General features: G+C 70.0%; 12 protein-coding genes. 5 read left to right on the plus strand and 7 right to left on the minus strand.

Annotated features, from left to right (window positions below; genetic code table 11):
• Window position 1: 1 nt before the first annotated feature.
• The 5 genes from ASC99_RS13890 to ASC99_RS13910 are packed head-to-tail and all read right to left on the minus strand — an operon-like array spanning window position 2 to window position 4,445.
• The gene (locus tag ASC99_RS13890) at window positions 2–1,195 is read right to left on the minus strand and encodes a ketosynthase chain-length factor (protein ID WP_057231755.1); all 1,194 of its coding nucleotides are present in this window, start codon (window positions 1,193–1,195) and stop codon (window positions 2–4) included.
• On the minus strand, window positions 1,192–2,463 hold the full coding sequence (locus ASC99_RS13895) for a beta-ketoacyl synthase (RefSeq protein ID WP_057231757.1): 1,272 nt from the start codon (window positions 2,461–2,463) through the stop codon (window positions 1,192–1,194). Before ASC99_RS13895 ends, ASC99_RS13890 begins: the two co-directional genes overlap by 4 nt.
• Entirely contained in the window at window positions 2,460–3,140 is a 681-nt protein-coding gene (locus ASC99_RS42120; protein WP_082598301.1) for a TcmI family type II polyketide cyclase, read from the minus strand. The genes ASC99_RS13895 and ASC99_RS42120 overlap by 4 nt, the downstream gene beginning before the upstream one ends.
• A complete protein-coding gene (locus ASC99_RS13905) occupies window positions 3,140–3,334 on the minus strand; it encodes a ferredoxin (protein ID WP_057231759.1) in 195 nt (64 codons plus the stop codon). The genes ASC99_RS42120 and ASC99_RS13905 overlap by 1 nt, the downstream gene beginning before the upstream one ends.
• 10 nt (window positions 3,335–3,344) lie before the next feature.
• Window positions 3,345–4,445, minus strand: coding sequence for a cytochrome P450 (locus ASC99_RS13910; RefSeq protein ID WP_157531514.1), 1,101 nt, complete (start codon window positions 4,443–4,445; stop codon window positions 3,345–3,347).
• A gap of 388 nt (window positions 4,446–4,833) precedes the next feature.
• Between ASC99_RS13910 and ASC99_RS13915 the strand changes: the two genes are divergently transcribed.
• The gene (locus ASC99_RS13915) at window positions 4,834–5,991 is read left to right on the plus strand and encodes an NAD(P)/FAD-dependent oxidoreductase (RefSeq protein ID WP_057231763.1); all 1,158 of its coding nucleotides are present in this window, start codon (window positions 4,834–4,836) and stop codon (window positions 5,989–5,991) included.
• A gap of 47 nt (window positions 5,992–6,038) precedes the next feature.
• Here the strand turns inward: ASC99_RS13915 and ASC99_RS13920 are convergent, their stop codons facing one another.
• Window positions 6,039–6,635 carry a TetR/AcrR family transcriptional regulator gene (locus tag ASC99_RS13920; RefSeq protein ID WP_057231765.1) on the minus strand — a complete coding sequence of 199 codons (597 nt, stop codon included), beginning with the start codon at window positions 6,633–6,635 and terminating at the stop codon, window positions 6,039–6,041.
• 263 nt (window positions 6,636–6,898) lie between these two features.
• Between ASC99_RS13920 and ASC99_RS13925 the strand changes: the two genes are divergently transcribed.
• From ASC99_RS13925 to ASC99_RS13940, 4 genes are all read left to right on the plus strand, one after another.
• Window positions 6,899–8,425 carry an MDR family MFS transporter gene (locus ASC99_RS13925; RefSeq protein ID WP_082598337.1) on the plus strand — a complete coding sequence of 509 codons (1,527 nt, stop codon included), beginning with the start codon at window positions 6,899–6,901 and terminating at the stop codon, window positions 8,423–8,425.
• A 252-nt stretch (window positions 8,426–8,677) separates the two neighbouring features.
• Window positions 8,678–9,457, plus strand: coding sequence for a response regulator transcription factor (locus ASC99_RS13930; RefSeq protein WP_235502493.1), 780 nt, complete (start codon window positions 8,678–8,680; stop codon window positions 9,455–9,457).
• Between the two features lie 116 nt (window positions 9,458–9,573).
• Window positions 9,574–10,314, plus strand: a complete 741-nt coding sequence (locus tag ASC99_RS13935; protein ID WP_057231770.1) for an SDR family NAD(P)-dependent oxidoreductase — start codon at window positions 9,574–9,576, stop codon at window positions 10,312–10,314.
• A 219-nt stretch (window positions 10,315–10,533) separates the two neighbouring features.
• Window positions 10,534–12,804, plus strand: coding sequence for an MMPL family transporter (locus ASC99_RS13940; RefSeq protein ID WP_057231772.1), 2,271 nt, complete (start codon window positions 10,534–10,536; stop codon window positions 12,802–12,804).
• A gap of 67 nt (window positions 12,805–12,871) precedes the next feature.
• Here ASC99_RS13940 and ASC99_RS13945 read toward each other — a convergent pair whose 3' ends face one another.
• Window positions 12,872–13,483 (minus strand): TetR/AcrR family transcriptional regulator, encoded by a 612-nt coding sequence (locus ASC99_RS13945; protein ID WP_057231774.1) that lies wholly within the window; start codon window positions 13,481–13,483, stop codon window positions 12,872–12,874.
• Window positions 13,484–13,599: the final 116 nt, after the last annotated feature.

Consider the following 13,599-nt stretch of genomic DNA (forward strand, 5'->3'; position numbering starts at 1 on the left):
GTCAGGAGCGCACGACCATGGCCGAGTTGAAGCCGCCGTGGCCCCGGGCCAGCACCAGCGCCGTGCGCAGCGCGGCCGGGCGCGGCTGGGAGACGACCAGGTCGAGGCCGAAGCGCTCGGCAGCCTCGATGTGGACGGTCGGCGGGATCACGCCGTCCTCCAGGGCGAGGAAGGCCGTGGCCAGGTCCAGGGCGGCACCCCCCGCGTACAGGCGGCCGGTCATCGTCTTGGGGGCGGTGACCGGGACCCCGCGCGGGCCGAAGACCGCGACCAGCGTCTCGGCCTCGATCCGGTCGAGCTCGGGATCGGCCGCCGCGTCGGCGAAGACGACGTCCACCTCGGAGGGCAGCACCCGGGCGTCGGCGAGGGCGAGTTCGACGGCCTTGCGCAGCCCGGGCTCCCGCCCGTCGAAGGTGGCGGCGTACCCGGCGATCTCGCCGTACACCTTGGCGCCGCGGGCGCGTGCCGACTCCGCCGACTCGGTGATGAGCAGCGCGCCGCCCTCACCGGCCACATGGCCGTCGGCCCGGTCGTCGAACGGGAGGTAGGCGTGGGTGGGTTCGGCGGCGGTGCTGAGCCGGCCGCTGGTGTGCAGACCCACCCAGCCCCAGGAGCAGAGCAGGGCGTCCACCGCGCCGGCCACCACCAGCCGGGTGCCCTTGCGGATCTGGCGGCGGGCCTGGGCCACCGCGTCCAGGCCGCCGGACTGGTCGGTGACGACGACGCCGCTGGGGCCCTTCATGCCGTTGCGGATCGAGATCTGGCCGGTGTTGACCGCGTAGAACCAGGCGAAGGACTGGTAGGCGCTGACGTACTGGCCGCCCTTGCTCCAGAGGTTCTTCAGCTCGCGCTGGCTGAACTCGAAGCCGCCCGCCGAGCTGGCGGTGCTCACGCCCATGTCGAACTCGGGCAGCTCGGCCGGCCGCACCTGCGCGTCCGCCAGGGCCCAGTCCGCGGCGACCAGGGAGAGCCGGGTCACCCGGTCCGTCTGCGGCATCAGCCGGCTCGGCAGGTGGTCCTCGGCCGTGAAGCCGGTGATCTCCCCGGCGAGCTTCGCCGGGTACGGCGAGGCGTCGAAGTGGGTGAGCGGTCCGATGGCACTCTTGCCGGCCAGCGTCGCGTTCCAGTAGTCCCGCGCGCCGAGCCCGTTGGGCGCGGTCACGCCCAGTCCCGTCACCACCACTGAGGCCGTCATGCGACGCTCCTTTCCGGTTGGGTCAGCACCATGGCGCTCTGGAATCCGCCGAAGCCGCTGCCGACCGTGAGGACGGTGTCGACGACCTGCTCGCGAGCGGTCAGCGGCACGTAGTCCAGGTCGCACTCGGGGTCGGGGGTGTGCAGGTTCGCCGTCGGTGGGACGGTGTTGTGACTGATCGCCAGGACGGACGCGGCGATCTCGATGGAACCGATCGCGCCCAGCGAGTGCCCCACCATGGACTTGATGGAGCTCACCGGCGTGCGGTAGGCGTGGTCGCCCAGGCTGCGCTTGAACGCGGCGGTCTCGTGCCGGTCGTTCTGCTTGGTCCCCGAGCCGTGCGCGTTGATGTAGTGGACGGCCGTGGGGTCCATCCGGGCCTCGTCCAGGGCCGCGGTGATGGCCTGCGCCATCTCCGCGCCGTCGGGGCGCAGGCCCGTCATGTGGTACGCGTTGCTCCGGGTCGCGTACCCCGCGATCTCGGCGTGGATCCGGGCCCCGCGGCGCCGCGCGCTCTCCAGCTCCTCCAGGACGAACACCGCCGAACCCTCGCCGAGCACGAACCCGTTGCGGGTGCCGTCGAACGGACGGGAGGCGTGCGCGGGGTCGTCGTACCGCGGCGTGGTCGCCTTGATCGCGTCGAAGCAGGCCATGGTGATCGGCGAGATCGGTGCGTCGCTGGCGCCGGCGATCACGACGTCGGCCGAGCCCTCGCGGATCAGCTCGACGGCGTAGCCGACCGAGTCGAGCCCGGAGGTGCAACCGGCCGACACCATGCTGACCGGGCCCTGGGCACCCACCGACCGGGCGACCTCGGCCGCGAACGAGCTCGGCACGAAGTAGTCGTAGAAGAACGGGTCGGCGTAGCTGTGGTCGACCAGGTCGAGCCGGCCGCCGTCGCTCACCGTGCGGTAGTCCTGGTCCAGGCTCATCGTGGCGCCCACGGCGCTGCCGATGGTGACGCCGATCCGGTAGGGGTCGAGCGTTCCGGTGTCCAGACCGCTGTCGGCGACCGCCCCGCGCGCCGCCACCAGGGCGAACTGCGCGGCGCGGTCCATCCGCCGGACCTCCTGCGGGGTCAGGCCGTGCGCGTAGGGATCGAAGTCGATCTCCGCGGCGACCCGGGAGCGGAACTGGGTGGGGTCGAAGAAGGTGATCGTCCTGGTGGCCGTGCGGCCCTCGCTCAGCAGACTCCAGAAGGCCTTGGTGCCGACCCCGCCGGGGGCGAGCACCTCCATCCCGGTGATGACCACGCGCCTGGCGCTCATGCCGAGGCCTCCCAGCTGTAGAAGCGGGTGCCGACCTGGTCGGCGGTGGAGCGCCAGGTGGCCGGGTCGTACACCTTGACCAGCGGCTCCAGCTCCCGGCAGATCTTGATGAACCGGGGGTCGGCCTCCTTCCACGCCTGGTCGATGAGCGCGTACCCGTCGGCCAGCACGAAGTCCTGGATGTGGAAGTAGACGCCGCCGAGGTTGAACAGCTGGCGGCGGCGGGTGCCCATGTGGTGCGGGAAGTCGGTGGCGTCGAGCTCGGCGAACAGCCGCGACACCTCGGGGATCACCACCGGGTCCATCCGGTTCACGATGACCGTGCTGTGCAGGACCTCCCCCGCCTGCACGGGCTTCCCCTGCCAGGCGTAGAAGCGGGTCGCCATCGCGTCCAGCGGCGCGAACTCGGCACCGTCCTCGTACGCGGACACCAGCGGGGCGAGGTCCTCGACCAGCCGGCCGTAGTCGGCGTCGTCCTTCAGCCCGATGCCCGGCGCCGTCGTCTGCTCGTCCGTGAAGTCCTGAATGTGGACCAGCAGGCCGTGGTAGCCGAACAGTTGGCGTCGCAGCGTCCCCACCGAGGCGGGCGCGCCGGAGGCGTCGAACCTGGCGAACGCCCCCGTGATGTCCTGCTCCGACTCGGCGGCCGTCCTCGTCAGAGTCACCGTCGTGCGCATCAATCCTCCATGATGGAAAGAGACTTGGTGGGGCAGACGAACACCGCCTTGCGCGCCCCTTCCGCGGCCGGGCCCTCGGGCCGGTCGGTGAGCAGCAGGACGACGCCGTTGTCGTCCTGCGAGAACACCGCGGGTTCGGTGAGCACGCACTGGCCGGAGCCGACGCAGCGCTCGTCGTGTTTCGCTATCCGCATGACCCGCCCCTCACCAGGTGACCGGGAGCGCGTGCAGTCCGAAGACCACCGAGTCGTACTTGAACGGGAGTTCGTCCACGTCGACCGCGAGCTGCAGGGTGGGGATGCGGCGGAAGAGGGTCTCGAAGACGACCTCCAGCTCCAGGCGCGACAGGTTCTGCGCCAGGCACTGGTGCGGCCCGTAGCCGAAGGCGACGTGGTGCCGGTCGCCGCGCAGCAGGTCCAGCTCGCCCGGGTTCTCGAAGACCTCGGGGTCGTGGTTGGCGGCGTAGACGGAGGCGATCACACCCTCACCGGCCCGGATCGTCACACCACCGATCTCGACGTCCTCCAGCGCCACCCGGGCCGCGCCGATGTCGGTGATCGAGTAGAACCGCAGCATCTCCTCGATGGCCAGCGGGATGCGCTCCTTCGGCTCCGCCATGACCGCCGCGCGCTGCTCGGGGTTGGTGAGGAAGGTGTAGACGCCGAGGGAGATCAGCCCGGCGCTGGAGTCGTGGCCGGCGAACAGCAGCAGGTGCGCGAGAGCGGAAAGGCCCTCGAAGTTGACCTCGCCGTGCTCTTCCCGCTGCTGGATGATCTGACGGCTCAGCAGGTCGTCACCGGGATTCTCGGCTTTGCTCGCAATGAGCTCGTCCATGAATTTGCGCAGCGTCTTGGAAATCTCGAAGCGCTCTTCCCAGGTGACCCCCTTCGCCAGAATCCTGGAGGTGAGGTCACGGAAATAGGGCTGCTGCTCCAGCGGTGCCCCGACGAGTTCCGCGACCATCATGGCCGGCACCGGGTGGCCGATCCACTTCACCAGGTCGGCGGGCTGGGGCTGCTTCAGGAGCTCGTCGATCGCGTCGTCGACGATCTCCTGGATGCGCGGCCGCATGGTGGCGACCCTGCGCACGGAGAACTCGCTGATCACCGGGCGGCGGGCGTCGTTGTGCTCCTTGCCGTCCATGCTCAGCATGAACTTCGGCTGCCGGGAGAGGCCCTCGCGCTGACCGGGGGCCAGGATCGGGAATCCGGGGGCGAGCCGGTCCGCGCTGAACCGGGGGTCGGCGAGAACCGAGCGGACGTCCTCGTAACGGGTGAGCATCCAGGCCGGGTTTCCGTCCTGCATGCGCACCTTCTTGGGGCGCTCACCGTTTCGGACCTCCTCGTACACGGGAGGCGCCGAATAAGGGCATGTCCGGGTTACCGGATACGTCGGAAGGTCCGCCGCTTCGGCGGCAGTTCCGAGCGCGTCGTTCACATTGTCGACAGTGGGAGTCTGGCTCACGAATAGTCCCTCTCAGTGGGAACCGGCTCGTTATCGGGCGTCCCGGAAAACATAGGCTCGGCACCCGTCGCGGAGTGTCCAGGAAGTGTCAACTCTTCGCGCAGAACATGTCAGGCACCGCTCTCCCACCCCATGGGTTCAGTAGTACAGAAAGTGAAGTCATTGCACTTACGTACCGAGTGTGGTTTTGTTGGAGCGTCGGACTACCAGCTTCGAAAGGGGACGCCCAGTGCAGTCGGCCGGGTACCCGCGGATCGCGATCGTCGGCTCGGGCTTGGGAGGGCTGGCCTGCGCACGCGTGCTGCAGGCGCACGGGGTGTCCGTGTCCGTCTTCGAACGGGAACCGGAAGGTGGCGCGCGGCCGCAGCGGGGCAGCGTCCAGCTCCGCGCCGACCTGGGGCAGGCCGCGCTCGCGGCGGCCCGGCTGACCGATCGGTTCCGCGCCTCCTGTCGGCCGGCCGGCCGGGAGCTGCGGGTCTTCGACCCCTTCACCGCCGCGCTGCTGCACCACGATCCGCCGCCCGACCGGCCGGGCCCGGAGTCAGCGGAGGGGTCGGCGGAGGGGTGGGCCGAGGAGCAGAACGCGGTGATCGACCGCGGGCGGCTGCGGGCCCTCCTGCTGGACTCCCTCGACGTGCGGACGGTGTCCTGGCGGCACTTCGTCGTCGACGTCACCGAGCGCAGCGGCGGCCGGTGGCGACTGCACTTCAGCGACGGCCGCCGGGAGGACTACGACCTGGTCATCGGCGCCGACGGCGCCTGGTCCCGGGTGCGGGCACTGCTCTGCCGCGCCACGCCCGGCTATACGGGCGTCATGTCGGTCGAGGCCGGCTGCGACGCGGTCGACACCCGCCATGTCGACCTCGCCTGGCTGGTGGGCGCCGGCACCCTGGTGGCGCGGGACACCGACCGCGTACTGCTCGCCCAGCGGGACGGCGGCGGCAGCGTCGGCCTGCACGCCGTCTTCCGCGCCCCCGAGAGCTGGTGGATCTCCTGCGGCCTGGCGGCCCGGAACCAGGCCGTGCTGCGCAGTCAGCTGCTGGAGGTGTTCGACGGCTGGGACGAGCGGCTGCTGTACGCCCTCCGGAAGAGCGACGGAGTCCTCGTGGTGCGCCCGGTGTACGCACTGCCGGGGCCGCCCGCGTGGCGGCACGTCTCCGGGGTGACCCTGGTCGGGGAGGCGGCCCATCCGATCCAGCCGTTCGACCGGGGGGCGGATCTGGCGTTACGCGACGGCGCGGATCTCGCCCGGGCCGTCCTGGCGGCGGTCGCCGGCGACGACACGGCCGTCCTCGTCTACGAGTACGAGATGCGCTCGCGCGCCGCCTCGGCCGCCGAGGGCGCGGCGCGGCGGCTGCGCGCCCTCATGACCTCACCCGTCCCGTAGCCGACGGGGCATGAGGAGTCGACGGGGCGTCAGAGAGCCGACGCGCCTCAGGCTTCCGGGCCGAACAGGCCCGCCCAGCCGCGCTCCAGCAGCTCGAAGGCGCCGCCCAGGACGCCCTGCGGATCGCCGTCGCGCCCTTCGAGCAGGCTCGGCGCCTCCAGCGCGAAGAGCGCCAGCGCCGCGCACCGCGCATCGTCGACGGGAACGCCGAGTTCCTCGGCGATGGCGTGCGCGACCGCGCTCTGGTGCCGCATCCACATCCGGTGCGCGTACTCGCGCAACGCCTGGGTGGAGTTGACCAGTTCGAGGAAGGCGATGACGCGCGGATCGTCGGGCTCGGCATCGCTCCTGAGCCGCAGGATCACCTCGCGCAGGGCCGCCGGGATCGACTGACCCGGCGCGCGGTTGCGGACGGCACCCACCAGCACCGCCTCGTTCGCGGCGTCCTCGTCGAAGACCAGCGCCTCCTTGCTGGCGAAGTGCTTGAAGAGGGTCGTGGTGGAGACGTCGGCCGCGTCCGCGATGTCCTTCACCCCGACCTTGTCGTACCCGCGCTCGAGGAAGAGCTCCAGCGCCGCATCGGCCAGCGCCTGGCGGGTGGCTGCCTTCTTCCGCTCACGGCGGCCCATCACTGTGTCGGTCATAGGTGGATCGTACCTCCAGGGTGCCTCACTCAAAACATTGCCTCGTTGCACTTTTGAATCGAGTGTGCTGTTCTGGTGGGGCACGAGTGGCCGGACATCGCCACTCCCCGTGTCACCGCACTCCCCTCACCCTTCCGCACGCCTTCGGCGTCACCGAAAGGACGTCTGTCGTGTCTACGTCATCCCCGACCTCTCCGGTCGGCGTGCCCCCCTCGGAGCCGGTCACCACGCCGGCCAACATCCGCTGGACCCTGCTCGGCGTGATGCTCGGAATGCTGCTGGCGATGCTCGACAACACGATCGTCAGCACCTCGATGCTGACGATCGTCGGCGACCTCGGCGGCCTGGACCACATCTCCTGGGTGGTGACCGCGTACGCGCTCGCCACCGCCGTCTCCACGCCCGTCTGGGGCAAGTGCGGTGACCTGTACGGGCGCAAGCACGCCTACCTCACGGCGATCGCGGTCTTCCTGATCGGTTCGGTCGCCTCCGGTGCCGCCCAGTCCATGTCGCAGCTGATCGCCTTCCGGGTGATCCAGGGCCTCGGCGCCGGCGGCCTGGCCTCGCTGGCCTTCGCCCTGATCGGTTCGCTGGTCGCACCGCGCGAGCGCGGCCGCTACCAGGGCATGACCGCCACCGTGATGGCCGTGGGCACGGTCGGCGGGCCGCTGCTCGGCGGTCTGATCACCGGTCACCTGGGGTGGCGCTGGGCGTTCTACGTCAACCTGCCCCTCGGCCTGGTCACGTTCGTCTGGTGCCAGGTCATGCTGAAGCTGCCCCGCCAGCGGACCAAGGCGAAGATCGACTGGCTCGGCATCGTCCTCATGACCATCACCATCAGCTCCGTCGTGCTGGCCGCGACCTGGGCCGGCAACACCTACGCCTGGGGTTCGTGGCAGATCATCGGCCTGTTCGCGACCGCCCTCGTCGGCCTGTTCGCCTTCGTCGCCTCGCAGAAGCGCGCACCCGAACCGGTGCTGCCGCTGCGGGTGTTCGCGACCGGCAACTACAAGATGGCCTCGATCATGGTCTGTGCCGCCGGCGCGGCCATGTTCGGCGCGACCCTGTACCTGCCGGTGTTCCAGCAGAGCGTGCAGGGCGCGGACGCGACCAGCTCCGGCCTGCTGCTGCTGCCGATGGTGGCGCCCATCGCCCTGGTGTCCAACATCGTCGGCAAGGTGATGTCCCGCACCGGCAAGTACAAGATCTTCCCGATCGTGGGGTCGGCCTGCCTCTCCGTCGGCCTGTTCCTGCTGTCGACCATGGACACGGACACCTCCCGCCTCCTGACCAGCCTCTACATGGTCCTGGTCGGCGTCGGGTTGGGCTTCCTGATGCAGATGACCACGACCATCGCGCAGAACAGCGTCGAGATGAAGGACATGGGCGTCGCCTCGGCGGGCGTCACCCTCTTCAGGACCATCGGCGGTTCGCTGGGCGTGGCCGTGTTCGGCTCCCTGTTCACCCGGGCCCTGGAGAACCACCTGCCCGGCTCCGGCACGGGCGACTCCGACCTGGAGCTCAGCGCCTCCGCCCTGGCCGGCCTTCCGGCGGGCGCCCGGGACGCCTACCTGGGCGCGGTCGCCGAGGGCACCCAGAACATCTTCCTGGTCGCCGCCGTCATCTGCGCCGCAGCGTTCTTCGCGGCGCTCGCCGTCAAGGAGGTCCCGCTGCGCGGGAAGCCCGGCGGAGCACCTGGCCCGGGTCCGGCGGGGGCTGCAACGGTGGGTCCCCAGGCCGGGGCGTCGGCAACGTCGGCAGCAGTCCCGCCGGGACGGCCCACGACGTGACCCCTCAAGAAATACTTTGACACGCCGACTGCGATCCATATCCTCCCGTAAGGCACGCCGGGACCCACGAATGGGAGTCTGTTTCCGGCCAATCCACTGGCGCACGTTGATCACCGCCAGGCCGTATGTGAGGATAAAGACAGTCTCCTTAAACGTCGATTTCAGACATAATCGACTCCGCGTAAACAACCGCCGCGCGCGAACAACGGGGCTCGCGCGCGAAACAGGAGCGCACCGCAGAGAAGTTTCTGATTGAACCATTGCGTCGCGGCTCGCGCCCGTCGCAGTGTTGAACATGTAGGCATCGGGGGTGCCATAAACATGCGCAATGGCTTCATGCAGCCAACGACAGAGACGATCGAGGACATCGGCACGGACATCACGTGGCGTGTGCTCATCGTCGAGAGCGACAACCGGGACAGGGAGATCTTCGGACAGGGTTTGAGCTTCTACGGATGCAAGGTGAGTGCGGTCTCCACGGGACGGGAGGCGCTCGACGCCTTCCGGGAGGTCGACCTGGTACTGCTCGGCCTCGATCTGGCCGACCGGGACGGGCTGGAGGTCTGCCGGATGATCCGGGCCGCCTCGGACACGCCGATCATCGCCATCACGGCCCGCGGGGCCGAACGGGACGCGGTCCTCGGGCTGCGGGCAGGCGCGGACGACTACGTGGTCAAGCCGTGCGGATCCCACGAACTGGCCGCTCGGATCGACGCGGTGATGCGCCGGGTACGGGTCGGCCGGAATGCGGAACGTGTCATCGAACACGGTTCGCTGCGTATCGACACCGGCCGGCGCGAGGTGACGCTGAAGGACCGGACGATCAAGACCACCAAAAAGGAGTTCGAACTCCTCCACCTGTTGGCCTCCCATCCCGGCACCGTCCTCTCCCGGGAGACGATAATGCGGCAGGTCTGGGGCGACTCGTGGTCCAGAAGGACCATCGACACCCACGTCAGCAGCATCCGGACCAAACTCGGCCGGAATGACTGGATCATCACCATACGCGGGGTCGGATTCATGATGGCCTGATCAGCCCCGAAAGCAGTATCAGGATTGCGCCCGCCATGCACCGAAAGAACGGACCCGGATAATCCCGGGGTCGGCAGCGTGCGCGCGAAAACGATAATTCGTCGAAGGGAATTGAAATGGCCGACCTGACCGGAAAGGTCGCCCTGGTGACCGGGGCCAGCCGGGGTATCGGCGCCGCCACCGCCGAACGGCTCGCACGGGACGGTGCCGACGTGGTGCTGACCTACGCGAGCTCCCCCGACGACGCCTCGGAGGTGGCGCGGCGGATAGAGGCCACGGGGCGCAGGGCGACAGCGGTACGCGCTGACGCGGGTGACCCTGCTGCCGTCGCCGAGGCGGTCGAACGGACCGTCACGGAGTACGGCCGGCTGGACATCCTGGTCAACAACGCCGGGATCCTTATGGGCGGCCCGCTGAAGGACATCTCGGAGGCGGAGGTGGACCGTATCCTCGCCGTGAACCTGCGGGCCGCCTTCCTCGGCGCGCGCGCCGCGGAACCGCACCTCGGCGAGGGCGGGCGGATCATCAACATCGGCAGCGTCGGGGCCCACTGGTTCCCACAGCCCGGCGGCGCCCTGTACGGCATGACGAAGTCGGCACTGATCGGCATGACCAAGGGGCTCGCCCGCGACTTCGGCCCCAAGGGCACCACGGTCAACCTGATCTCGCCCGGCCCGATCAGAACCGCGATGCTCGACGAGGACGGGCCGATGGACGTACCCCTCCTGCCGTTGACCGCCCTCGGCCGGTTCGGCGAGCCGGCCGAGGTGGCCTCGCTGATCGCCTTCCTGGCGAGCGACGAGGCGGCGTTCATCACCGGCGCCACCATCACCATCGACGGCGGCATCAGCCTGTGACCGGGGGGCCCGCGGTCCGATCACGGACCTCGGGCCCCTGGACGGCAGGGCCTTCGGGCTCCACTCGGCAGCGGCCGACCCGAACACCCGTCAGACCCATGCAAACTGACTGACCATCAGTCCACGGAGTGACCACTGCCTCCGCCAGGACCGCGTGCCTCCCGCTGCGCCCGCACCGGCTTCCCATCAAGTCCACGACCCGAACGGAAGTATGCCTCCGTGGCCACGTTCCTTTATCGACTCGGAAAATTCTCCTACCGGCGACGCAACTTCGTCGCTCTCCTGTGGGTCGCGCTGCTCGTCCTCGCGGGCGTGGCGGCGGCCAACGCGCCCACCGCCGTCGACAGTTCCTTCTCGATCCCCGGCACCGAAGCGCAGAAGGCGTTCGACCTGCTCGACGAGCGCTTCCCGGGTATGAACGCGGACGGTGCCACCGCCCGGGTCGTCTTCAAGGCCGGAGCAGGCGGCACGGTCGCCGACGCCGCCACCCGGGAGAAGATCGAGAAGACCGTCGCCGAGCTCAAGTCCAGCTCGGCGCAGGTCGATTCGGCCTCCGACCCGTTCGCAGAGAAGACCGTCAGCGAGGACGGCACGATCGCCTACACCTCGGTCGACTACAAGGTCTCTCCCCCGGAGCTGAAGGACGCCGACCGCGACGCCCTCCAGCAGACGGTCGCCCGGGCGCGGGCCTCCGGGCTCACCGTCGAGCTCGGCGGCGACGCGCTCCAGGCGGATCCGGAGGCCGGCGGCACCGAGTTCATCGGCATCGCGATGGCGGCCGTGGTCCTCGTCGTCACCTTCGGTTCCCTGGTGGCCGCCGGGCTGCCGCTGCTCACCGCGCTCATCGGGGTCGGCATCGGGGTCTGCTCCGTCACCGCCCTCGCCAAGGCGCTCGACCTGGGCACCGACAGTTCGACGCTGGCCATGATGATCGGCCTGGCGGTCGGCATCGACTACGCGCTGTTCATCGTCTCCCGCTACCGCGCCGAACTCGCCGACGGCTGGGAACGGGAGGAGGCGATGGGCCGGGCCGTGGGCACGGCCGGGTCGGCCGTGGTCTTCGCCGGCCTCACCGTGGTGATCGCGCTGGCCGGCCTGGCCGTGGTCAATCTCCCGATGCTCACCAAGATGGGCGGCGCGGCGGCCGGCACGGTCGCGATCGCGGTCCTGATCGCACTCACCATGATCCCGGCGCTGCTCGGCTACGTCGGCAAGCGCGTGCACGGCCGCCGGGCCCGGCGGGAGATCGCCCAGCCGGGCAGCGCGTCGGCCGGGCCCGCGAAGCCGAACGCGGGCACCCGCTGGGCGGGCTTCGTACTGCGCCACCCGGTGGCGGTCCTGCTCGCCGCGGTCCTCGGACTCGGCGCGACCGCGATCCCGGTCGCCTCACTCGAACTGGGCCTGCCCGACGGCAGCTCCCAGGCCCCCGCAAGCACCCAGCGCAAGGCCTACGACCTCCTCTCGGAGGGTTTCGGGCCGGGTTTCAACGGCCCGCTGATCGCGGTTGTCGACGTCAGGCACGCAGCCGATCCGAAGGCCTCGGCGGACGGCGTCGCGGAGCGGGTGAGGCGTACGGCCGGAGTCGCGAAGGTCTCCCCGGCGATGTTCAACGATGCCGGTGACACGGCGCTGCTCACCGTCGTCTCCCGGTACAAGCCGAGCTCGGTGGACACCGAGGAGGTCGTCCAGGCGATCCGCGCCACGGGCAAGGACCTCAAGGCCGAGACCGGCGCCGAGCTGATGATCTCCGGCGCCACCGCCATGAACATCGACTTCTCGCAGAAGCTGAACGACGCGCTCGTGCCGTACCTGGCACTGGTGGTCGGTCTGGCGTTCCTGCTCCTCGTGATCGTCTTCCGCTCGATCCTGGTGCCACTGAAGGCGGCGCTCGGCTTCCTGCTGTCGGTGCTCGCCGCGCTCGGCGCCGTCGTGGCGGTGTTCCAGTGGGGCTGGCTCGCCCCGGTCTTCGGCGTGGAGCAGCCTGGCCCCATCATGTCGATGATGCCGATCTTCATGGTGGGCCTGGTGTTCGGCCTGGCGATGGACTACGAGGTCTTCCTCGTGACCCGCATGCGCGAGGCGTACGTCGGTGGTGAGCCCGCCAGGCAGGCGATCGTCACCGGGTTCCGCCACGGGGCCCGGGTGGTCACCGCGGCGGCCGTGATCATGATCTCGGTCTTCTCGGGCTTCATCGGTTCCAGCGAGCAGATGGTGAAGATGATCGGCTTCGGGCTGGGCATCTCCGTCCTCTTCGACGCGTTCCTGGTGCGCATGACGATCGTGCCCGCGGTGCTCGCACTGCTCGGCGACAAGGCCTGGTGGCTGCCCGGCTGGCTGGGACGGCTGCTGCCGAACGTCGACGTGGAAGGAGCCGGTCTGACGTCCTCGCTCGGCGCGGGCCGGGAGCTCGACGGACCGGAGGCCGACGATCTCCTCAGCGTCGGTGGATCGCCCGCCGAGGGCGCGGGCGGCTGGCACAGCCGGCGGTAGCGCCCCGGCCCGGCTCCGCCCCGACGGATCGGGGCGGAGGAGCCGGGCCGGGTGGGGGAAGGCGGGGTCAGGCGGGGTCGATCAGCCCGGCGATCTCCAACGCGACCTCAAGCGCCGCGTCGGTCGCCTCCGCCAGGGTGGCGGCCGGCTCGTGACCCGCACAGGCCGGGTCGGGCCCACCCTCCTGGTCCTGCTTGAGCAGGAACAGCGCGGTGTTGATCGAGAACAGTGCCATCGCGGCGCGCAGCCGGTTCTGGAAACTCGCGTCAGGGCCGTGCACCAGCCGGATCATCGCGAACATCCGGGCCTTGAACTTCAGCCCCGCCGCGGACTCCCGCAGCGACGGCTGGTTCTCGTGGAAGAACCGCAGCAGCGGTGCCCGCTCGGTCATTCCGGCGGCGAACCGGCGGACCAGCTCGTCCCGCAGCTCCGGCGACCAGGGCCGGCCCTCGCCCCAGGCGATCGCCTCGTCGATCGGCGCGGCCATGCTCTCCACGATGCCGTGGACGATGTCGTCCTTGGTCTTGAAGTGGTAGTACAGCGCGGCCTTGGTGACCCCGAGCCGATCAGCGATCTCGCGCAGCGAGGTCTTCTCGTACCCCTGCTCGGCGAACAGCTCCAGCGCCACGTCGATGATCCGCGCCCTGGTGTCGGTACGGGGGCTCTGCGCGGTGCTCATGAGTTGGCGGCCTGCCTCAGGACTGCGATCGGGGTGGAGAGTGCGGTGTCCCGGATCTCCGGGCTCGCATTCTCCCTGCAACCGGGCTCGTAAGCGAGTAATCGGCTTGACGCCCA

It is taken from the genome of Kitasatospora sp. Root107, assembly GCF_001424875.1.
In the GTDB taxonomy this organism is placed as follows: domain Bacteria; phylum Actinomycetota; class Actinomycetes; order Streptomycetales; family Streptomycetaceae; genus Kitasatospora.

What these genes read in the sequence shown, in the direction of transcription:
- ASC99_RS13890 (WP_057231755.1), bottom strand. Translation starts at nt 1,195, where the DNA reads ATGACGGCCTCAGTGGTGGTGACGGGACTGGGCGTGACCGCGCCCAAC.
- ASC99_RS13895 (WP_057231757.1), bottom strand. Translation starts at nt 2,463, where the DNA reads ATGAGCGCCAGGCGCGTGGTCATCACCGGGATGGAGGTGCTCGCCCCC.
- ASC99_RS42120 (WP_082598301.1), bottom strand. Translation starts at nt 3,140, where the DNA reads ATGCGCACGACGGTGACTCTGACGAGGACGGCCGCCGAGTCGGAGCAG.
- ASC99_RS13905 (WP_057231759.1), bottom strand. Translation starts at nt 3,334, where the DNA reads ATGCGGATAGCGAAACACGACGAGCGCTGCGTCGGCTCCGGCCAGTGC.
- ASC99_RS13910 (WP_157531514.1), bottom strand. Translation starts at nt 4,445, where the DNA reads ATGCAGGACGGAAACCCGGCCTGGATGCTCACCCGTTACGAGGACGTC.
- ASC99_RS13920 (WP_057231765.1), bottom strand. Translation starts at nt 6,635, where the DNA reads ATGACCGACACAGTGATGGGCCGCCGTGAGCGGAAGAAGGCAGCCACC.
- ASC99_RS13925 (WP_082598337.1), top strand. Translation starts at nt 6,899, where the DNA reads ATGCTCGGAATGCTGCTGGCGATGCTCGACAACACGATCGTCAGCACC.
- ASC99_RS13935 (WP_057231770.1), top strand. Translation starts at nt 9,574, where the DNA reads ATGGCCGACCTGACCGGAAAGGTCGCCCTGGTGACCGGGGCCAGCCGG.
- ASC99_RS13945 (WP_057231774.1), bottom strand. Translation starts at nt 13,483, where the DNA reads ATGAGCACCGCGCAGAGCCCCCGTACCGACACCAGGGCGCGGATCATC.